Origin of the sequence: Flavobacterium sp. 2 (genome assembly GCF_049949195.1) — a bacterium.
Lineage (GTDB): Bacteria > Bacteroidota > Bacteroidia > Flavobacteriales > Flavobacteriaceae > Flavobacterium.
Genome location: NZ_CP188206.1, coordinates 2266541 through 2287052, shown reverse-complemented (window position 1 = coordinate 2287052; position 20512 = coordinate 2266541). Strand labels below are relative to the sequence as shown.

The following is a 20512-nucleotide window of genomic DNA, read 5'->3' as shown; positions in this document are numbered from 1 at the left end:
ATGAAAAACATCAACAAAAAACTCCAAATTTTACTTTTGCTGCCTTTAATTGCAGTTCAAATAAAATGTGGTTCTTCAAAAAGCACAGTTTCCAATTCTGGAAAAGCTGAATCTTGGATTACAACTACAGATGAATCATCAAAATTGAAAAAACAGCCAGATTTGATTTTTAATTCTGATGTAAATTCAAATCAGACTATCACTGTTGACGCTTCTCAAAAATTTCAAACCATTGAAGGTTTTGGATTTTCTTTAACAGGAGGAAGTGCTCAGACGATTTTGAAATTGGATAAAGCAAAAAGAGAAGCATTGCTTCAAGAGCTTTTTTCAAGAAAAAATGATGCTGTAGGTATAAGTTATTTAAGAATCAGTATTGGTGCTTCAGATTTGAATGAGGTGGTTTTTTCGTATGATGATATGCCAGAAGGCCAAACAGATTTGAAACTGGAACATTTCAACCTTGGTCCAGATTTAAAAGATGTGGTTCCGGTTTTAAAAGAGATTTTAGCTATAAATCCGAAAATCAAAATTATGGGTTCGCCTTGGTCGCCGCCCGTTTGGATGAAAGATAACGGAAGCTCAAAAGGTGGAAGTTTACAACCAAAATACTATCAGGTGTATGCTGAATATTTTGTGAAATATATTCAGGCAATGAAAGCACAAGGAATTGTAATCGATGCAATTACACCTCAAAACGAACCGTTGCACCCAGGAAATAATCCGAGTATGTTGATGTTGGCTGAACAGCAAGCAGATTTTATTGGAAATAATTTAGGACCTGCGTTTAAAGCAGCAGGAATAAAAACTAAAATTATTGTCTATGATCATAATTGCAACAAACCAGAATATCCTTTGACTATTTTAAAAGATACAAAAGCAAATCCTTTTGTGACTGGTTCAGCGTTTCACTTGTACGAAGGTGATATCAGTGCTTTAACAACGGTTCACAATGCATTTCCAGACAAAGATTTATATTTTACAGAACAATACACAGGATCAAAAAGCAGTTTTGAAAATGATTTGAAATGGGGTGTAAAAAATGTTGTAATTGGTTCAATGAGAAACTGGAGCAAAATTGCACTTTCATGGGGATTGGCAAATGATGAATATTATAAACCATTTACTCCAGGAGGTTGTTCTACTTGTAAAGGTGCTTTGATGATTGATCAAAACCAGAATATTAAGCGAGAAGTAGGTTATTACCTAATTGGTCACGCTTCAAAATTTGTTCCTGAAGGATCAGTACGAATTGGAAGTAATATTGCCGGTAATTTACACAACGTTGCTTTCAAAACTCCGTCGGGACAAATTGTTCTAATTGTAGAAAATGATGGAACTTCAGCAGAAACATTCAATATCAAATACAATCAAAAACAAATTTCAACTACTTTAAACGAAGGTGCTGTAGCAACTTACGTTTGGTAATCAAAATTAAATTCATGAAGAAATTAACCACATTTGCCTTGCTGATGGCTACGTTTTTTGCGACAGCGCAACAGCAGACAATAGATCAAAAAGTGAATGATCTGTTGAAGAAAATGACTATTGAAGAAAAAATTGGCCAGCTGAATCAATACACAGGCGATAATCAGGCAACAGGACCAATTACGATAAATCCGAATAAACAATCTGAAATTAAACAAGGTTTAATCGGTTCGATGCTGAATATCATCGGAACAAAATATACAAGACAATATCAGGAATTAGCGATGCAGTCTCGCTTAAAAATTCCGTTGTTGTTTGGTCAGGATGTTATTCACGGTTACAAAACAACATTCCCAATTCCGTTAGCTGAAGCAGCGAGCTGGGATTTAGCAGCAATTGAATTAGCAGCTAGAGTTGCGGCGACAGAAGCTGCAGCAAGCGGTATCCACTGGACATTTGCGCCAATGGTCGATATTGGCCGCGATCCAAGATGGGGAAGAGTTATGGAAGGTGCCGGAGAAGATACGTACTTAGGTACTAAAATTGCTTATGCACGCGTAAAAGGTTTTCAAGGAAACAAATTAGGCGATTTAAACTCTGTTATGGCTTGCGTAAAACACTTTGCGGCTTATGGCGCAGGTGTTGGCGGAAGAGATTACAACTCAGTTGATATGAGCGAAAGAATGCTTTTAGAAACGTATTTACCTCCTTTTAAATCAGCTTTAGATGCTGGTGCGGCAACGTTTATGAATTCATTTAATGATTTAAATGGAATTCCAGCAACAGGAAATGCACATTTGCAACGCGATATTTTAAAAGGAAAATGGAATTTTCAAGGTTTCGTAGTTTCAGACTGGGGATCAATTGGCGAAATGGTAGCGCACGGTTATTCAAAAGATCTTAAAGAAGCTGCTTATTCTGCTATTACTGCAGGAAGTGATATGGATATGGAAAGTAATGCGTATCGTAAAAATTTAGCAGAATTAGTAAAAGAAGGAAGAGTTTCTGTTGATTTAATTGATGATGCAGTAAAACGTATTTTACGTAAGAAATTTGAATTAGGTTTATTCGATGATCCTTACAAATATTCTGATGACAAAAGAGCAGAAAAAGTTTTGGCGAATCCAGAAAACAGAAAAGCAGCACTTGACGTAGCACAAAAAAGTATTGTTTTATTAAAGAATGAAAACCAGACTTTACCGCTTTCTAAAAACTTAAAAACTATTGCATTTATTGGTCCAATGGTAAAAGAATACAAAGCCAATATGGGATTTTGGTCTGTAGAACTTCCAGATGTTGATTATGATAAATGGGTGGTTTCTCAATGGGATGGTCTGCAGAATAAAGTAGGCAAAAATACCAAATTGCTTTATGCTAAAGGTTGTGAAGTAGATGGCGATAATAAAGATGGTTTTGCCGAAGCAGTTGCAACTGCAAAACAAGCTGATGTTGTTATTTTGAGTATTGGTGAAAGACGTGATATGAGCGGTGAAGCAAAAAGCCGAAGCGATTTGCATTTGCCAGGTGTTCAGGAAGATTTAGTAAAAGCAATTCAAGCCACAGGAAAACCAGTTGTAGTTTTAGTAAATGCAGGACGTCCTCTTATTTTTAACTGGACAGCAGACAACGTTCCGGCGATTGTTTACACTTGGTGGTTAGGAACAGAAGCAGGAAATGCAATCGCAAATGTTTTATTTGGAGATTATAATCCATCAGGAAAATTGCCTATGACTTTCCCAAGAGAAGTTGGTCAAATTCCAATTTACTACAATCATTTCAGTACTGGAAGACCAGCTAAAAATGAAGATTCAAAGAATTATGTTTCAGCTTATATTGATTTGAAAAACTCTCCTAAATTCCCATTCGGATATGGTTTGAGTTATACAAAATTTGATTATTCTGGTTTGAAACTTTCTTCTACAAAAATCAAAAGCAACGAAACCATTAAAGTTTCTTTCCAATTATCAAATGTTGGAAAAGTTGCGGGAGAAGAAGTTGTTCAGTTGTATTTGAAAGATAAATTTGGATCTGTAGTTCGTCCAATTTTAGAATTAAGAGATTTCCAAAAAGTGAAATTAAATGCGGGAGAATCTAAAACAATTGAATTTACAATTGACAAAGAAAAACTTTCGTTCTATAACAATAAATTAGAATGGGTTGCTGAACCAGGAGATTTCGAAGTAATGATTGGAGCTTCGTCAGCAGATATAAAACTTAGAGCAGACTTTGAATTAGTACAATAGTAGAAGTCAATTTTAAATTGGCGTTATGGATTTATAAAGGTTTTTGAATTATTTCAAAACAGTATTTATAAAATCCATAGCGCCAATTCCTTTATATGATGCGTACAATGCTTTATCAAAAGCTTCGCGTTTTGCCTTTTTATCTTTAGCCTCAGTTTCAACAATCATTTCGTTGAAAATTTTTTCCTGTTGCTGGCTGTATTTTATTGATTCTTCCAATAAATAAGTTTTCGAAACAAATCCGAAAGAAGTCCAGATTTTGGTTCTTATTTTTTTATTTATGTCTTTTAATGGATTAGTGCTCATATCTCTCACGCTGATTTACTGAATCACAAAACAATTGTAATAATTTACTTTCTTTTATCTTAAAATAATAACAAATTTATTTAAATGTGTTATTATGACGCAATGTACTTATTTTTTTTATATTTGATTTTAATTTTAAGTTAAAATTGTAATAGCCACACTTATTTAACAACTGCCAAATTGTTTTGTTTTTATAAAAATGCACTAAATTGCACCGTTATTTAATAATGAAAAGAGGCAATTAAATGTCAAAAATGTTAAAAGACATCATAGAGAATAATGAAAATTATCAGCCTGGGCTGTCGATTGACTGTGTCATTTTTGGCTTTCACGACAATCAGCTAAAGGTTTTGCTGATCAAAGTGGACAGAAATCCAAAATGGTCATTGCCAGGAGGATTTATTCCTGTAGATCAGGATATTGATACTGCTGCAGTAACTGTTTTAAATGACAGAACTGGTGTCGATGGGATTTTTTTAAGGCAATTTGCTACTTTTGGAAAGGTAAAACGAAACGATCAGCACTTTGATAAAAAAGTATTAGAGTATTTAGAAATTGAAGAAGCAAAAGGGAAATGGCTTTTGCGTCGTTTTGTTACAATTGGTTATTATGCCTTGGTCGATTTTTTAAAAACGATTCCAAAACCTTCAAGCGATCGTGAAATTGTGGAGTGGATAGATCATAAAGAAGTTCCTGAACTTATTTTAGATCACAAAGAAATTCTGGATAAAGCATTGGATACTTTGAGAACAGAATTAAATTTAATGCCAATTGGTTATAATTTGCTTCCTGAGAAATTCACGATTCCAGAACTTCAAAAATTGTATGAAACGATTTTGGATAAAAAGCTGGATCGCCGAAATTTTCTCAGAAAAATAACCAACATTGGAATCCTGAAAAAGCTCGACGAAAAGAAAAGTAATGTTGCGCACAAAGCCCCAAACTTATATTCTTTCGATAAAGAAAAATATGATGAAATCTTAAAAAATGGGTTGAATCAAGGTTGGTAAAATAAGGTTTAATTTTAAAACTTGCGATTATGGTTTCTTTTGAAAATTTTAAAAAAATGGCTTTGTCATTCGAAAATGCAACTGAGGAACCACACTTCGAGAAAACATCTTTTCGCATCAACAAAAAAATATTTGCCACTTTTGATGAAAAAAATAATCGTGCAGTCTTGAAGTTAAATGAAATCGATCAATCTGTTTTTTGTGCTTCAAGCGAAATGATTTTTTATCCAATTCCGAACAAATGGGGAAAACAAGGCTGGACAATTGTAGAACTTTCAAAAGTAAGATCAGAAATGTTTGAAGATGCTTTGTTGCTTTCTTACCAAAATGTTGCTCCAAAAAAGAAGAAATAATTTATCGCACAATAGTTCTAAAAGTCAAGTTTACTCTAGGTTTTTGTGTTGTTTTTGTTGGAGGCAAACGATGCAACCAATGTGTCTGCGTTTCATCTTTCATTACTAATAGACTTCCATGTTCTAAAATTAGAGAAACAACTTCTTTCGATTCTTTATGTTTGAAAGCAAACTTTCTTTCCGCGCCAAAACTTACTGAACCAATTGCGCCGTTCTTTTTTAAATCTTTTTCTGCGTCGCTGTGCCAGGCCATTCCTTCTTCGCCAGAATGGTATAGATTTAGTAAACAAGAATTGAAAGTTTCTCCCGTTTTTTCTTCAATAAAAGCTTTTAATTTTAATAATTCCGGAGTCCACGGAAGTGCTTTTTTTGTGGTATTTGAGTATGTATATTCAAATTCTTGATCACCGTACCAAGCCACTTTTCGTTTGGTTAAAATTAATTTTCCAAAGATGATTGCTTCGTCATTTTTCCACTCGATAGAATTTAATAAAATATCGCGATAAAAATCTGCTTCTGCTCTGGAAAACAATTTTCCGTAATAATTTACAGTTCCATCTTTCGGAAGTAAATTGGTGTTTTCGTCAGTTTCAGGATTAAATAAGTCCATTTTTCCAATTTTGATATTCGGGTTTCATGCAATGTCCGCAAGGTCTGAAACCATTTTCTTTAGCTTCATTTTCAGATAAAAAGAAAACTCGATTTTCGCGTTTCATTCTTTTTCCCGAAGAACATTTTAGTGTTCCGTAGATTTTTAATTTTTGGTTTCCACCGAAACAAATTTCTGCATTTTTAATTTTATTCCGAAGATGTGAATCAGATATTTCATAATGTTTTGTCATTTATTTATGGATATTTTTTGACGTATAGACGCACAACTACGTGCCTAAAAGCAAGTGAGTAAATCTCTCGCAAAGTCGCGAAGACGCAAAGTTTTTATTTAAAAAACTTAAAACACAAAGTAAGATGTATTCCTTTGCGTCTTCGCGACTTTGCGAGATTAAAACTAAGTCAATGCATCATGAAAAATTATCCCTAATGTATATCGTTCACCCGAATGAATTTCACTAACACCATGTTTCATATTCACGCGATAATAACCTTTTGTTCCTTTTACAGGTCTGAAATTGGTTGTGAAAACTAAAATGTCTCCCTTTTTTGGTTTCAATACAATTGCTTTTGATTGTGCTCTTGGTGTTTGTTGTGTCAATACAAATTCTCCGCCTGAATAATCTTCTTCAGGATCAGAAAGGAAAAGCACAATTTGAATGGGGAAATATACATCGCCATATAAATCCTGATGCAAAGTATTGAATCCGCTTTTACCGTATTTAAGAATCAAAACTGTTGCTTTTAACTGATTATTGTCGTGGCATTGTTTTAATAGTTCTTCGTGTTTTTCTGGGAAAACAGTATTAATATTCAGCGCTTTCATCCATGCATTTGCGATTGGCGCCAATTTCGGATAAATAGAAGGACGTAAGTTTTGAATCAAATCCGGCAACGGATAATTGAAATATTTATATTCGCCCAAACCAAAACGATAGCGTTCCATAACAACTGTTTTTCGATATAGATTTGGATTGTCATAATCAAATTTTAGGTCCTCACATTGTTTGTTATTAAGTACGTTTGGAATTATTGCGAAGCCATTTTCGTGCATAGATTCGGTGATGCTTTCCCAGTTTTGAGAAGCAATTTTTGATTGTATATTTTGCATAAAAAATTTTTAGAGGTAATTTAAATGTGTGTTGACGAATCATTTGTATTTGTTTCATCGTAGAGGCGCACAGCAGTGCGTCTACGCAAAGATTGTTGACAAAGATTCTGTGAGGAAATACGTGATGTTAGACGCACTGCTGTGCGTCTCTACGGATATACTTTGTGTGAATTAGAATTCGGAATTTATCTGCGCGCCTTCCCAACCAATAATGACGGTTTTTCGGGTATTTCCCCACATATAACCTCCAAAAATTCCTGAAGATTGAATGACGCGATGACACGGAATTAGAAATGCAACAGGATTACTTCCAATCGCTGTGCCGACTGCTCTGGAAGCATTTGGTTTATCGATTTTTTGTGCAATGGAACCATAAGTAGAAAGTTGTCCCATCGGAATTTTAAGCAAGGTTTCCCAGACTTTAAGTTGAAAATCAGTTCCTTTTAAATGAAGTTTAATTTCGGATAATTTGCTCCAGTCATTTTGGAAAATAAAGAGTGCATTTTGTTGTGCCAAATCTAATTTTCGAGAGAAAGAGGCATTCGGAAATTTATGTTTCAAATCTTCAAATCCAATTGCTTCTTCTTCGGCGAAAGCCATAAAACAAACGCCTTTTTGAGTTGATGCGACAATTATATTCCCAAACGGACTTTCGGCAAAACTGTAGTTTATTTCCAGATTTTTTCCACCGTTTTTATATTCTGCAGGAGTCATTCCTTCAATATTTACAAATAAATCGTGAAGTCGGCTGGTTCCTGAAAGTCCGGTTTCAAAAGCGGTTTCAGAAATGGTTGCCTGATTTTCTTTGAGTAATTTCTTGGCATGTTCCAAACTCGTATACTGTAAAAACTTCTTCGGACTTGTGCCTGCCCAATCGCTAAAAAGCCTCTGAAAGTGAAACGGACTCAAATGCACTTTCTCCGCAACCTCATCAAGATTGGGCTGATCTTTAAAATTTGCTTTGATATAATCGATGGCTTCAGCGATGCGATTATAATTAATGGTTTCTTGTGTGTTCATTTTTATTCCATTTTATAAGGCAAAGATCGATTGGTTTTTGCGGGTATAAAATCCGAAACTTGCGGAAATAGATTTTTGTTTGTTTTGTTTCAGGTTTCAGGTTTCAAGTTACATTGGAACGTGAAACCTTAAACTTCAAACTTCAAACTAATATTTAATTTCTTTTTCCATTTTATAATTAATGATTTCGACGCCTTTTATCCTATTTTTTTGTTCGATTTTTACAACAAATCCTTTCTTTTCGAAAAAGGGTTTTGCGGTTATGCTTACGTCAGAAGTTATAATTTTTGAATTATGTTTTTTAGCTTCGAGTTCTAATTCGGTAAAGATTTTGTTGGCAATTCCTTGTCTTTGGAAATCTTTATGAATGAAGAAAAAATCAATGTAATTATTGTCTTTCAAAGTTCCGAAACCCGCGATTTTATCTTGAATAATGGCAAGTAAAACAAATTGCTTTTCGACAACATCACTCCATCGTTGTGTAATTTTTGCACCGGAAGTCCAGGCTTCAATTTGAGCTGGATTATAATCGTTTTTGCAGACAGATCTAATAGTTTGGACAAACAATTCCTTCATTTCTGCAAGATCTGAAATTGTAGCTTTTTTGAAATTCATTTTAAAAAATTAATGCGCTACAGTTTTAGAAAAAACATTAATTATAATAACACCAATTACAATTAAACTTAAACCAATTATCGCTGGTAAATCTGGTATTTCTTTGAAGAAAATAGCACCGATTGCGGTAATTAAAACAATTCCAACGCCAGACCAAATCGCATAAGCAAAACCAACAGGAATAGTTCTAATGGCAAAACTCAAACAATAAAATGCGCCACAATAACCAATAACGGTAATAATACTCGGAATTAATTTAGTGAATTCTTCAGATTTTTTTAATGCCGAAGTCGCTATGATTTCGAAGATGATGGCAATGAATAAAAATAAAAAGTTTTTCATGGTTAACGTTTTTTACAAAGTTAAGCTTTGTTTGAAACCGAAAAGAATTTATTTATCGAATATGAATTTCTGTTTCATTGTTTTTTACCTCATCAAAACAATCAAGGCACAACATTTTAAAATCGGCTTTGGCTTGAAAAACGCTAGTCCATTCTTCACCGTTATCAAGAAGCCATTGTTCACATTGTCCGCACCAGGCAATTTGCGGAAGATCTTCTTTGACTTCTGAATAGTAAAAACCTACTTTTTCTTTTGAATCTATTGCCATTGCAATGTGAATGCAGGCAAAAGTCATTTCTTTTGAACCATGTATTTCACATAAAACTTTTTCGATCATAATTTTTTTTTGATGTTCTGGAGCTTCAAATTTAAACTTAAAATTTCTGGAGCCATGAAATAATATCAGAATATTTAAAGTTCTTAGTCTACGTGTGCGTGAGGGATAGGAGCAGGCTACCGAAGTAGCGCGGATAGCCCGACATTATTTAAGAAAAGGCCTCATGCGCGCGAAGTATATTTAGGCCTTTTTTTAAATAATGGCACGCCCTGATAATTTTAGATTTTTAAAAAAAACTTTTAAAACCTACTACGGATTGAGAGATAATCCAACGCTGAAAAAAAATCTAACTTTATCAATATTATTTATCCAGGAAGTGTCAAAATGAATTGGACCTAAAATAGATTGATAAGAAATTGCGGCGCCTCCTGATATTACGAGACTAGGTTCTAAATTTTCATCCCAATTTCCTTTTGGACTAAATGCGTGGTCGATATAATCGTCAAAAGTGTCAAAACCGACGCTTGCAATATTAAAATGAGGCGTCAGATAAACTTTTCCAGTAATATTTACTTGAGATGCGAGTTTTAGTCCCATATATTGTGTGACGTTGAGTTCGTCTTCGTGCAGACCTGCAAAGGAAAAACGATTACTGCCAGAACTCGGAATAATTCCGCCTAAGAAATACTTTGAAGCATAACCGAATCCTGAAAACGGAATTTGATCATTTTTAAGTTTATCCTGAAAAATAAAATAAGAATCAAACCCAACAATTCCGGTAATTTTCTTTTTTAAGAGCAGTCTTTTTTCGATGCCAAAACCAAATTTTGTGTAACCATTTGTTGAACCCGAAACACTTGTTAAATCGGGATCAGAGAAAGAAGCTTCAATGTCAGTGAGAAATGATCGGGAAACATTTGATTTTATAATGGTTCCGTTCGTAGCGAAAAAAACTTTATCCATGTCATTATAGGAATAATGCATGTTGAATTCGATGTTATTAAAACTGTAATTCGTTAGTGAAATAGAATTTGGATTGTATTCACGATCGTATTTTGGTTTTAAATTGGTGTAGTGATAGTTTAGACCAAAGCCAAAATAGCTTTTCAGGGAATTTAAGTTTCTGTTTATTTCATTGTTGAATTCAAAAGTATTATAAAGTATATTGTCTGAGGCTTTGCCATTTATGTAAATTTCTTGTCGCAATAAGGCGCCATAAGCTTCAGTTGCCCACCACCATTCTCGATGTCCTCCAAAATTCTTTTGATAATTGATTCTGGCTTTTGGCTGTTCTGCAATATCGACCGTTACCAGTAGGCGGGAGGCGTCTGCAAGAATGTTTCTTCCGGTGTAATTAAAAATAATTCCAACACCTCTATAAGTATCATAATGGATTGATGTATTGAGCTGATTTTTGGCGCGTTCAAATCCAAACAAGTTAATTCCGAGTTTGTTCCCGTCTTTGACGAAATAGCTGTATGTAATTTCGTCAAAAAGATTGGTTCCCATGGCTCTGTTAATGCCTGCTATTAAATCTTTGGTAGTGTATTTTACATGCGTTTTAAGGTTTGCTCTTCCTACTACTAAAGGAAGGTTTTCTGGACTTATTTTTTTATAAACTATTGTATCTAGAACAAATTCTTTAGGCATATCAGGCAATGCATGAGTTCGTTGCGGAAATGCTTTAAGTTTTTCTGATAAAGCAATTAATGCCGGAAGATTTTGATTTGTTGCTATTTTGCCATCTTTGTAGATTTCGTCGCTGTCTGCAAAATCAGCGGTTGAGAAGCGCAAGTTGGGTAAATGATCAACTAATATTGTGCAAAGATCACGATTTGCGGGATTTTTAATGTTACTCGGAAACATACTCGTTTGCATCAAAATCGTCATCAGATTATTTAGCTTATCTGTTGGTTCCATTCCGCCTCCTACGTCACTTCCAATAATGATATCGGCACCCATTTGTTTAGCAACGTCAGTCGGGAAATTATTTAATACACCTCCGTCTACCAACACTGTTTTCTCGTAAGGCATCGGTTTGAAAATCGCAGGCAAGGACATACTGGCCCGCATGGCATAAGCTAAACTGCCTTTGCTTAAAATGACTTCTTTGCCCTCTGCTAAGTCTGTAGCCATAGCTCTAAAAGGTATCGGAAGGCTGTCAAAATCCCTAACATTATATACAGGAAAGGTCAATTCAGAAAGATATTCTCTTAGATTCTGATCATTTAGCAGAGAACCAACGCTGTTAAGTTTTCCGTCTTTAACACCTATTCCCACTACATATCTTTGAAATTCTCTTTTTTCTTCGGCACTCACAGATCGTAACGACTGGCCTCCACCAAGTAGTTTATCCCAACTAATACTTTTAGTTAAATTTTCAATACTATCACCAGAATATCCCATAGCATACAAGCCTCCTATGACGCTTCCCATACTGTTTCCAACAATAAGATCTGGAACAATGTGCAGAGAATCCAGTTTTTGCAAAAGCGGAATATGGGCAATTCCTTTTGCTCCGCCTCCGCTTAATACTAAAACGACTTTAGGTTTTTTTTCCTGAGAAAAAAGAATGTGCGGAAGACACATTAAAAATAAGAAGACGAATAAATAAGAAGTTTTTTTCAAGAGTACAGTGTTTATGTAGTTGAGAAATAGGAACTTATTTGATTTCTTAAAATTAAGCAGTTATTCTTTACAAAGTATATTTTTTGATAAAATCTTTTTTCTATTTCGAAAAGATTCGTCATTAAAAAACAAAACCCGACAGATTTTAAAAATCTGTCGGGTTTGAAATATTTTTTAAGAACCGTATTTTACAAGTCTGGCATCCTTTAAGGCTATTTCACAGTCATTAAGTATTTTGGTGCTTAATGCTACTTCAGTTTTAGCCTTATTTAACTTTTCTTGAGATTTAGCTATTTGTATTTTGGCTTTTTCAATATTTTTTTGATAATCGGGATCGCCACTTTTTTCTGTAGAATTTTCAAGTTGTCTCAGATTTTCAAGCTGCGCTCTTAAATCCAATTCTATTTCCCATTCTTTTTGCCCAAGTTTTATAAGTTTTTGTTCTTCTCTTGCAAGTCTGTTTTTTGCTCTTTGTACTTTACCTTTATAAAGGTTTTTGTTGCTATCTATTTTTTTAGGAAGCTTTGGCTCCATCCATGGATACATGGTGTGTTGCAATTCAGGTTTAGACATATCAGAATTTTGGGCAATTGCAAAAAAAGGAAAAGCAAAGATTAATAATAGTAATAGAATAAAACGTGTTTTCATTAATTGGTTTTTGGTGTCCCAAAAATATATTTATATTTAAGAAAAACAGAAGAAATGTCTTAATTAAATTAAAAAAACAAAACCCGACAGATTTTTAAAATCTGTCGGGTTTGAATATGTAATTAGATCTAAAAGATCTTTAAATCTAAAATAGATTAGTATCTGTAGTACTCTGGTTTGAATGGACCTTGAACTTCAACACCAATGTAAGCAGCTTGATCTTCTCTTAAAACTTCAAGTTCAACGCCTAATTTAGCTAAGTGCAAAGCAGCAACTTTTTCATCTAAATGTTTTGGTAACATGTAAACGTCGTTGTTGTAAGCAGCGCTGTTTTTCCATAATTCGATTTGAGCCAAAGTTTGGTTTGTGAATGAGTTACTCATTACAAAACTTGGGTGACCTGTAGCACAACCAAGGTTTACTAAACGACCTTCAGCCAAAATGATGATATCTTTTCCAGCGATTGTATATTTGTCAACTTGTGGTTTGATTTCGATTTTAGATGCACCGTGGTTTTTGTTCAACCAAGCCATGTCAATTTCGTTATCAAAGTGTCCGATGTTACAAACAACAGTTTTGTCTTTCATTTGCTCGAAGTGCTCTCCAAGAACGATATCTTTGTTTCCAGTAGTTGTAATGATGATATCAGCATTAGCAATTACAGTGTTTAATTTTTTAACTTCATAACCGTCCATTGCAGCTTGCAAAGCACAAATTGGGTCAATTTCAGTAACAGTTACGATAGAACCAGCACCTCTGAAAGAAGCAGCAGTTCCTTTTCCAACGTCACCGTATCCGCAAACAACAACTCTTTTTCCAGCTAACATTAAGTCAGTTGCACGACGTACAGCATCTACAGCAGATTCTTTACATCCGTATTTGTTATCAAATTTAGATTTAGTAACAGAGTCATTAATGTTGATTGCAGGCATTGGAAGAGTTCCAGCTTTTACTCTTTCGTAAAGTCTGTGAACACCAGTTGTAGTTTCTTCAGAAAGACCTTTAATTCCAGGAACTAATTCTGGGTAACGATCAATAACCATATTAGTTAAATCTCCACCATCATCAAGAATCATGTTCAATGGTTTTCTGTCTTCACCAAAGAATAAAGTTTGTTCAATACACCAGTCAAATGATTGTTCGTCAAGACCTTTCCAAGCATAAACTGAGATTCCAGCAGCAGCAATAGCAGCAGCAGCCTGATCCTGAGTAGAGAAAATATTACAAGAAGACCAAGTAACTTCAGCACCTAGGGCGATTAAAGTTTCGATTAAAACTGCAGTCTGAATTGTCATGTGCAAACATCCAGCAATACGAGCACCTTTAAGAGGTTGTTCGTCTTTATATTCAGCGCGAAGTGCCATTAAACCTGGCATTTCAGCTTCAGCTAATTCAATTTCTTTTCTTCCCCAAGCCGCTAGAGAAATGTCTTTTACTTTGAAAGCCACATAAGGCGTAGTCGATGTACTCATTTATATTATATTTGTATAATTGTAAAATTTTTGCAAATTTAAGGAATAGCTTTTTATTTTTACTACTTTCTCTAAGATTTGTGAAATCTTTAAATTCTTAATCTTTAGAATATTAGTTTATAAAATGATTTAAATCATATAAGTGATGTAAGTTCATTTAAAAAAGGATTCTTTGTAATGTGCTTTGTTTCGAATTGCTTAAATTTACTTAATACATTTTTTTGAACCAGCAGTTATATTTCGAACATCACTTATATGGTTTAAAAACTCATAATTCACAACTCATAATTCATAATTAAAAACGTAATGCCTTTATTTCAAACCATACAGTTCAACGAAACCACTAAAATTTTAATTTGGGAAATAACCGAGTCTTTTGAGGAATTGTATAGTCGCGTAACTTTAAAAGAAAAAACGCAGCGAAGACTAGACGGAATGAAATCACAAATGCATCAGCGTGCTTTTTTGAGCGTTCGAATGCTGATTCAGGAAATGGGTTTTACCGATAAAGATTTGCATTACGACGAATTCGGGAAACCTTATTTTGATTGTCACAATCATATTTCAATAACGCATTCGTACCATTTTGCAGCTATTATCATAAGCCATGAAACGGTAGGAATTGACATGGAATTGCAGCGTGAAAAAATCATTCGAATCGGGGATAAATTTACGGATTATGAAAGTGAATATTTAGATCCGTCATCAAAAGAAGAATACATAAAAAAACTTACCGTGATTTGGGGAGCCAAAGAAGCAATCTTTAAAATCAGAAACGAAAAAGGAATCAGTTTTAAAGATCATATCAAAGTCAAAAACTTTTCTTTAAATGAAGGTCAAACTGAGGCAAGCCTTCATTTTGATGTTTTGGTAAAAGATTTTAATGTGCATTATGAAGAAATAAAATCAGATAATTTTGAAGGTAAGTTTACTTTGGTTTATGCTTTTGAAAAATAGACTTTAGTTTCAGTAGCAGTTTTCAATTTAAACTTCGCTCTCTTTTTTTCGATGCTGAAACATACTCATATACAGGAAAGTGCTCATTTTTCGGGCACGTCTTTTTAATGTATCAGCATTTTCACCTTCAAAATGTTCGTCGATAGTCTGGAACCAATGATTCAGCCAGATTCCGAATTCATTTGTTGTGATTTTTCCATCAAAATAGGCATCGACTTCATTATGAACTGCATGTGGATTTCCTTTATACTTGCGAATCGCAAATAAATTAGTTTCCCAAAAATCAGTTAGTTTTTCGAGATGGGCATCCCAATCAGAAATCATTTTATTAAAATAAAAGCCGATTTCTTCATCGGCTCTTATTTTAGCATAGAACTGATGCACTAGAAGAGAAACATCATCTCTATTTTCTATTTGCTTTTTCACAGAATGAGAGTATTTAATAAAATAAACAATACACTTAAAACTGAACTCAGAATCAAAAGGTTAAAAACTACCTTGTGTTTCATTTGTGCCAAAATTGAAGTGTTTACAAAGATACAAGCTAAAACGATAATAGCCAGCTGAATCATTTGAAAAATAGAAGTTCCATTAGATAAAACGTACATTGCTGCAGCGCCGCCTAAACAACTTTGCCCAATTACTGCCATTGCAGCAGAACCCATGTAATTTTTGTTAAAAATGTCGAATGTTGATTGATATAGTGTCATGATATTGTGATTTTTATACCAACAAAGGTACAGGCACAATACTGCTCGGTTTTATGATTTTAATCATAAAACAAGAACTTTTTTATCGATATACTTTTCGGTTTATAATCTTCAATTCGCCTTTTTTCTCCAAATTTTTTATTGTTCTGATTACTGTTTCAACACGTAATCCCGTTAAATCTCCAATTTGTTGTCGGGTAAAATTGATGAGGTAGCCGTTTGTGTCTTTTTTGAAATTGAAATAAGCAATTCCGTGATCGATTAATTTCAAAACCCGATGTTCTGGTTCCTGCGTTGAAATCTCTGCAGCCATAACGGATTTATAGTACAATCGCTGTGCTAGATTCTCGATTATTTTGATACTTATTTTTGGATTTTCTTCTAACAGTTTCATAAAGTTTGATTTTGGAAGAAGAAGAATTTCGCTGTTATCAACCGCGATTGCATTTGCCGGATATTTTTGGTTTAAAAACAAAGGAGGTTCGCCAAAAGATTGTTCTTTGTAAAATATTCCCTGAATAAATTCACGTCCCTCATCATTATAATTGCTCATTTTGACTTCGCCCGAAAGAATCTGATAATAATTTGCAGGAAAAATTCCTTCTTCAAAAATAATTTCATTTTTGTCGAACAACTTCTTTACAACGCCATATTTTTCTAATAATTCAGGAGCAATCATACATTTGTTTCTTTGGTTATCAAAAGCAGCTGTACAAATATAATTTATTCAAAATAGTTCTTCTACATTAAAAACTTTTACTTTTACGGCCATTATGCAGCAAAAAGTACTTAATATCCATCAACAAATTTTAGAAGCCAAAAAAGAGGGCCGCAAATTGCTGGCAGTTCTTTTAGATCCTGATAAAATTGTTTTGGAAAACTTGGATCATTTAATAGATAAAATAAATCAGTCTCCTGCTACACATATTTTTGTTGGCGGCAGCATTGTGCAAGCTACAATTTTAGAAGATTTGATTACCCAGTTAAAACAGAAAACAAAACTTCCGGTTGTTATATTCCCAGGCGATCCGTCGCAGATTTCGCCTCAAGCCGATGCTATTTTATTTCTGTCATTATTATCAGGCAGAAATCCGGATTATTTGATTGAATATCAGGTTCAGGCGGCGCCAATTCTGAAAAAAACAAATCTTGAAGTAATTTCTACAGGTTATATTTTGATTGAAAGCGGCAATGAAACTGCAGTTGCACGCGTTAGTAAAACAAAACCGCTAAACCGTGAAAATTTCGATTTGGTTTTGGCTACTGCACAAGCGGGTGAAATGTTAGGGAATAAATTAATGTATTTAGAAGCCGGAAGCGGTGCTAAAAATGCAGTTCCTCTGGAAATGATACAGTTAATTGCGCAAAATATAGAAATTCCTATAATTGTTGGCGGAGGAATTGTAGATTTGCACGGAATTCAAAATGCGTATAAAGCTGGTGCTGATTTAGTAGTTATTGGAACTGCTTTCGAGAACGACAGCCATTTTTTTGAATCATAAAAAACCAAAAACAGTTTAACCAAATGATAGATTTTTTTTTCGAAAATTATAAGAATGCTCCACTGTGGCATATTATTTTAGAATTTTTAGTTTTTGTCTGCGGGATTTTAAGCGTTTGGTTTGCTAAAAAAGAAAATATCTGGGTGTATCCAACGGGACTTATCGCAACAGTAATTTCGGTGTATTTGCTATACATTGCGGGTTATATTGGCGATATGATTATCAATGGTTATTTCTCCATTATGAGTATTTATGGCTGGTATGTATGGGCGCGTGGTGGTTCCGTTGAGGATAATTTACCTATAACTCGTACAAGTTTTAATGAAAAAATAATCGGAATCGTACTATTTATTGTAACCGTTTTTGTAGTTTTCGGCATTTATAAATATTTTGACTATACAATCAATCCAGACAATTATGTCGATATGATTTCGTCGGGAATATTTTTTGCGGGAATGTGGTACATGGCCAGGAAAAAAATCGAAAACTGGACACTTTGGATTATTGGCGATATAATTGTTGTGCCTCTTTATGCTTATCGCGGCTTAGGGATGCTGTCACTTCAATATTTAATTTTTACAATTTTGGCTATTTCAGCTTATTTAGAATGGAGAAAAATCTTAGACAGCAAAAAACAACTATCATAAAAATTGCTTTGTTCGGACCTGAAAGTACAGGAAAAACAACTTTAGCAAAACAGCTTGCAGAATATTACGAAACCGAATGGGTTCCTGAGTTTGCACGCGACTATTTACAAGAAAAATGGGAGGAAAACCAGCACATTTGTGTGGCTGATGATATGATGCCTATTGCATACGGACAAACCGCTTTGGAAAATGAAAAACTTTCTCAGGCAAAAAAATATTTGTTCTGCGATACGAATTTGATGGTGACCAAAGTTTTCTCTGAAATGTATTACGGTTTCTGTGATCCGCTTTTAAATGAAGCAGCGCTGGAACACGAATATGATTTGTTTTTTCTGACAGATATTGATGTTCCTTGGGAAAAAGATGATATTAGAGATACACCAGACGGCAGAGAAACTGTTTTTTCTGTTTTTAAACAAAGCTTGATACAAACAAAAAAGCCCTTTATAATTCTTTCAGGGAATAAAGAAAGTCGTTTAGCAAAAGCAACTGCAATTATTGAAGAGCTTACTATTGCTAAAGAACGTGGTTTTTCGTCAGAAGATTTTGTGCAGCTTTATGAGCAAGGAATTTCTATTGAAAGTGTTTTGAAACAATTAAAAATTTTCAAAAAAGGAATTACAAAAAGCAATTTAGTAAGCCCAGCAACAACAGAAAATGGGATTTTGGCTTTTTCAGAAATAGAATTTGAAGGAAAAGCTGCCTTTTTTGACGCTCAAAAAGAAAATCTGAAAATTAAAAAATTTGTTCCCGCTTCTGGAGCTGCAACAAGAATGTTTAAGTTTTTAAGAGCTTTTTTGAATGACTTTGATATTGAAAAAGAAACAATAAACGCTTATATAAACAGACAAAAGGACAAAGAACTTCCGATTTTTATTGTTGGAATGGACAAGTTTCCTTTTTTTAAGGCAGTTGATAAAAAGCTAAGATCGATTTATCCTGATTTTGAAAATTTAGAGCGCGATTACAAAAATTATTATTTTATAAAAACATTGCTTTCGCAGGATTATTTTGCTTTCGCAGATAAACCAAAAGCAGTATTGCCTTTTCATAAATATAAAGATCATATCGCAAATCCGATTGAAGAACATTTGAACGAATGTGTACATTATGCATCTTCAAATCAAGTTTCGAACCTTCATTTTACTGTAACCGAAGCGCATCAGGAATTATTCGAAAAAGAAATTGAGGTTCTTAAAGAAAAAGTAGAGAAGGATTCTGGAATTCAAATAAATATTGGTTATTCGTATCAAAATGCAAGTACCGATTCGATTGCGGTTGATACAAAAAACAGATTAGTAAGAGATAAAAATGAAGCTTTGGTTTTCAGGCCGGGCGGACATGGTGCATTAATTGAGAATTTAAGCACATTAGAAGCCGATGTTATTTTTATTAAAAATATTGACAATGTGATTCAGAATCATATCGACAAAATTACTTTGTATAAAAAAGCACTGGCAGGAATTTTGATCGAAGCACAACAAAAGGTTTTCGGTTATTTGAATGCGATTGATGAACAAAAAATAGGAGAAAAAGAATTAAATGAAATAGTTCTTTTTTTGACTAAAGAGTTAAATATCGAAATCTCAAGTGATTTCAGTATGTTTACTTTTGATAATAAAATCAGCAAAGTAAAAGAACTTTTAGATCGTCCGATTAGAGTTTGTGGGATGGTAAAAAATGAAGGAGAACCAGGGGGAGGACCGTTTTGGGTTATGAGCAATAAAGGAATAAAATCACTTCAGATTGTTGAAACATCTCAAGTTGATTTATCGGATAAAAAACAGGCTAAGATTTTAGCTGAATCGACACATTTTAATCCAGTAGATTTAGTTTGCGGAATTAGAAATTATAAAAATCAAAAATTTGATTTGCAGCAGTTTGTAGATCATAAAGCAGGTTTTATAGTAGAGAAAAGTGTTGAAGGCAAAACGGTGAAAAATTATGAACTTCCAGGTTTATGGAATGGGTCAATGGCGCATTGGTTAACTATTTTTGTTGCTGTTCCGTTAATTACTTTTAATCCGGTGAAAACGGTAAATGATTTGTTAAAAGCACCACATCAGCCACAATAATGGATATTGATAAAATTATATCAGAATTAAGTTTTAAAGCCGTTCGCAGCAGTGGCGCCGGCGGACAAAACGTGAACAAAGTTTCATCAAAAGTAGTTTTGTCTTTTGATCTGAATGTTTCACAAGCTTTGTCTGATGAAGAAAAACTGCTTTTGCAAACTAATATTGCAGCACGTTTAACTTCTGAAAATATCTTAATTTTAAATTGTGATGAAGATCGAAGTCAGCTTAAAAATAAAGATATAGTTACCAAACGATTTTTGGAAATCATAAAAAAAGGATTGTTTGTTCCGAAAGTCAGAAAAGCTACAAAAGTCCCGAAATCTGTAATTAAAAAGAGAATTAAAGACAAAAAGAATGTTTCTGAAATAAAACAATCAAGACGAAAACCAAACTTAGATTAAATTCCAAATTCCAAAAATCAAAATGACTTTTTTGGAATTTGGAATTTGTTTTTTTGGAGTTTGATTTTTTAACATTACATTTGCATTGTCTCAAAGGGGTGCTCTAAATAACGAGCTGAGATCATACCCAAAGAACCTGAGCGAGTAATGTTGCTAAG

At 33.8% G+C, this 20512-nt stretch carries 23 protein-coding genes; 9 read left to right on the top strand and 14 right to left on the bottom strand.

Translation table 11 applies throughout. From position 1 onward, the window contains the following. Both ACNFIH_RS09855 and ACNFIH_RS09850 read left to right on the top strand, forming a co-directional pair. The gene (locus ACNFIH_RS09855; RefSeq protein ID WP_426486480.1) at nt 1-1425 is read left to right on the top strand and encodes a glycoside hydrolase family 30 protein; all 1425 of its coding nucleotides are present in this window, start codon (nt 1-3) and stop codon (nt 1423-1425) included. 14 nt (nt 1426-1439) lie between these two features. Then, complete coding sequence (locus ACNFIH_RS09850; protein WP_426486479.1) at nt 1440-3668, top strand: glycoside hydrolase family 3 N-terminal domain-containing protein; 2229 nt, start codon at nt 1440-1442, stop codon at nt 3666-3668. 48 nt (nt 3669-3716) lie between these two features. On the opposite strand, the gene ACNFIH_RS09845 is transcribed toward ACNFIH_RS09850, so the two are convergent. Then, nucleotides 3717-3974: a hypothetical protein gene (locus tag ACNFIH_RS09845; RefSeq protein WP_035645445.1), complete on the bottom strand. Its 258-nt coding sequence runs from the start codon at nt 3972-3974 to the stop codon at nt 3717-3719. A 254-nt stretch (nt 3975-4228) separates the two neighbouring features. Here ACNFIH_RS09845 and ACNFIH_RS09840 point away from each other — a divergent pair, with 254 nt between their 5' ends. Together ACNFIH_RS09840 and ACNFIH_RS09835 are read left to right on the top strand one after the other, a co-directional pair. Next, nucleotides 4229-4984: an NUDIX hydrolase gene (locus ACNFIH_RS09840; RefSeq protein ID WP_035646782.1), complete on the top strand. Its 756-nt coding sequence runs from the start codon at nt 4229-4231 to the stop codon at nt 4982-4984. A 29-nt stretch (nt 4985-5013) separates the two neighbouring features. After that, the gene (locus tag ACNFIH_RS09835) at nt 5014-5337 is read left to right on the top strand and encodes an MmcQ/YjbR family DNA-binding protein (protein WP_426486478.1); all 324 of its coding nucleotides are present in this window, start codon (nt 5014-5016) and stop codon (nt 5335-5337) included. 1 nt (nt 5338) lies between these two features. Here the strand turns inward: ACNFIH_RS09835 and ACNFIH_RS09830 are convergent, their stop codons facing one another. The 10 genes from ACNFIH_RS09830 to ahcY form a co-directional block, all read right to left on the bottom strand. Next, entirely contained in the window at nt 5339-5947 is a 609-nt protein-coding gene (locus tag ACNFIH_RS09830; RefSeq protein ID WP_426486477.1) for an alpha-ketoglutarate-dependent dioxygenase AlkB family protein, read from the bottom strand. Beyond that, the gene (locus ACNFIH_RS09825; RefSeq protein ID WP_426486476.1) at nt 5934-6179 is read right to left on the bottom strand and encodes an Ada metal-binding domain-containing protein; all 246 of its coding nucleotides are present in this window, start codon (nt 6177-6179) and stop codon (nt 5934-5936) included. The genes ACNFIH_RS09830 and ACNFIH_RS09825 overlap by 14 nt, the downstream gene beginning before the upstream one ends. A 164-nt stretch (nt 6180-6343) precedes the next feature. Then, nucleotides 6344-7057: a 2OG-Fe(II) oxygenase gene (locus ACNFIH_RS09820; RefSeq protein WP_426486475.1), complete on the bottom strand. Its 714-nt coding sequence runs from the start codon at nt 7055-7057 to the stop codon at nt 6344-6346. Between the two features lie 171 nt (nt 7058-7228). Continuing rightward, complete coding sequence (locus tag ACNFIH_RS09815) at nt 7229-8077, bottom strand: bifunctional helix-turn-helix domain-containing protein/methylated-DNA--[protein]-cysteine S-methyltransferase (RefSeq protein WP_426486474.1); 849 nt, start codon at nt 8075-8077, stop codon at nt 7229-7231. 147 nt (nt 8078-8224) lie between these two features. Beyond that, nucleotides 8225-8692 carry a GNAT family N-acetyltransferase gene (locus ACNFIH_RS09810; RefSeq protein ID WP_426486473.1) on the bottom strand — a complete coding sequence of 156 codons (468 nt, stop codon included), beginning with the start codon at nt 8690-8692 and terminating at the stop codon, nt 8225-8227. 9 nt (nt 8693-8701) lie between these two features. After that, the gene (locus ACNFIH_RS09805) at nt 8702-9034 is read right to left on the bottom strand and encodes a DMT family transporter (RefSeq protein WP_426486472.1); all 333 of its coding nucleotides are present in this window, start codon (nt 9032-9034) and stop codon (nt 8702-8704) included. Nucleotides 9035-9086: 52 nt separating this feature from the next. After that, complete coding sequence (locus ACNFIH_RS09800; RefSeq protein WP_142450336.1) at nt 9087-9371, bottom strand: hypothetical protein; 285 nt, start codon at nt 9369-9371, stop codon at nt 9087-9089. A 249-nt stretch (nt 9372-9620) separates the two neighbouring features. Continuing rightward, entirely contained in the window at nt 9621-11939 is a 2319-nt protein-coding gene (locus ACNFIH_RS09795) for a patatin-like phospholipase family protein (RefSeq protein WP_426486471.1), read from the bottom strand. 174 nt (nt 11940-12113) lie between these two features. Continuing rightward, on the bottom strand, nt 12114-12587 hold the full coding sequence (locus ACNFIH_RS09790; protein WP_426486470.1) for a hypothetical protein: 474 nt from the start codon (nt 12585-12587) through the stop codon (nt 12114-12116). A 155-nt stretch (nt 12588-12742) separates the two neighbouring features. After that, entirely contained in the window at nt 12743-14059 is a 1317-nt protein-coding gene (gene ahcY / locus ACNFIH_RS09785) for an adenosylhomocysteinase (protein ID WP_426486469.1), read from the bottom strand. Between the two features lie 306 nt (nt 14060-14365). On the opposite strand from ahcY, the gene ACNFIH_RS09780 reads away from it, so the two are divergent. Then, complete coding sequence (locus ACNFIH_RS09780; RefSeq protein ID WP_426486468.1) at nt 14366-15016, top strand: 4'-phosphopantetheinyl transferase family protein; 651 nt, start codon at nt 14366-14368, stop codon at nt 15014-15016. 27 nt (nt 15017-15043) lie between these two features. On the opposite strand, the gene ACNFIH_RS09775 is transcribed toward ACNFIH_RS09780, so the two are convergent. The 3 genes from ACNFIH_RS09775 to ACNFIH_RS09765 form a co-directional block, all read right to left on the bottom strand. Continuing rightward, nucleotides 15044-15442 (bottom strand): group III truncated hemoglobin, encoded by a 399-nt coding sequence (locus tag ACNFIH_RS09775; protein ID WP_426486467.1) that lies wholly within the window; start codon nt 15440-15442, stop codon nt 15044-15046. Next, entirely contained in the window at nt 15439-15726 is a 288-nt protein-coding gene (locus tag ACNFIH_RS09770) for a hypothetical protein (RefSeq protein ID WP_035645408.1), read from the bottom strand. The genes ACNFIH_RS09775 and ACNFIH_RS09770 overlap by 4 nt, the downstream gene beginning before the upstream one ends. Before the next feature lie 82 nt (nt 15727-15808). After that, entirely contained in the window at nt 15809-16405 is a 597-nt protein-coding gene (locus ACNFIH_RS09765; RefSeq protein WP_426486466.1) for a Crp/Fnr family transcriptional regulator, read from the bottom strand. Between the two features lie 94 nt (nt 16406-16499). Between ACNFIH_RS09765 and ACNFIH_RS09760 the strand changes: the two genes are divergently transcribed. Genes ACNFIH_RS09760 through arfB form a run of 4 tightly spaced genes read left to right on the top strand, consistent with a single transcriptional unit; the run spans nt 16500 to nt 20354 of the window. Next, nucleotides 16500-17228 (top strand): geranylgeranylglyceryl/heptaprenylglyceryl phosphate synthase, encoded by a 729-nt coding sequence (locus ACNFIH_RS09760; RefSeq protein ID WP_426486465.1) that lies wholly within the window; start codon nt 16500-16502, stop codon nt 17226-17228. Between the two features lie 23 nt (nt 17229-17251). Beyond that, a complete protein-coding gene (gene pnuC, locus ACNFIH_RS09755) occupies nt 17252-17875 on the top strand; it encodes a nicotinamide riboside transporter PnuC (protein ID WP_035645401.1) in 624 nt (207 codons plus the stop codon). Further along, a complete protein-coding gene (locus ACNFIH_RS09750; RefSeq protein ID WP_426486464.1) occupies nt 17836-19950 on the top strand; it encodes a DUF4301 family protein in 2115 nt (704 codons plus the stop codon). Before pnuC ends, ACNFIH_RS09750 begins: the two co-directional genes overlap by 40 nt. Next, complete coding sequence (gene arfB, locus ACNFIH_RS09745; protein WP_426486463.1) at nt 19950-20354, top strand: alternative ribosome rescue aminoacyl-tRNA hydrolase ArfB; 405 nt, start codon at nt 19950-19952, stop codon at nt 20352-20354. Before ACNFIH_RS09750 ends, arfB begins: the two co-directional genes overlap by 1 nt. The last annotated feature ends 158 nt before the right edge of the window (nt 20355-20512 follow it).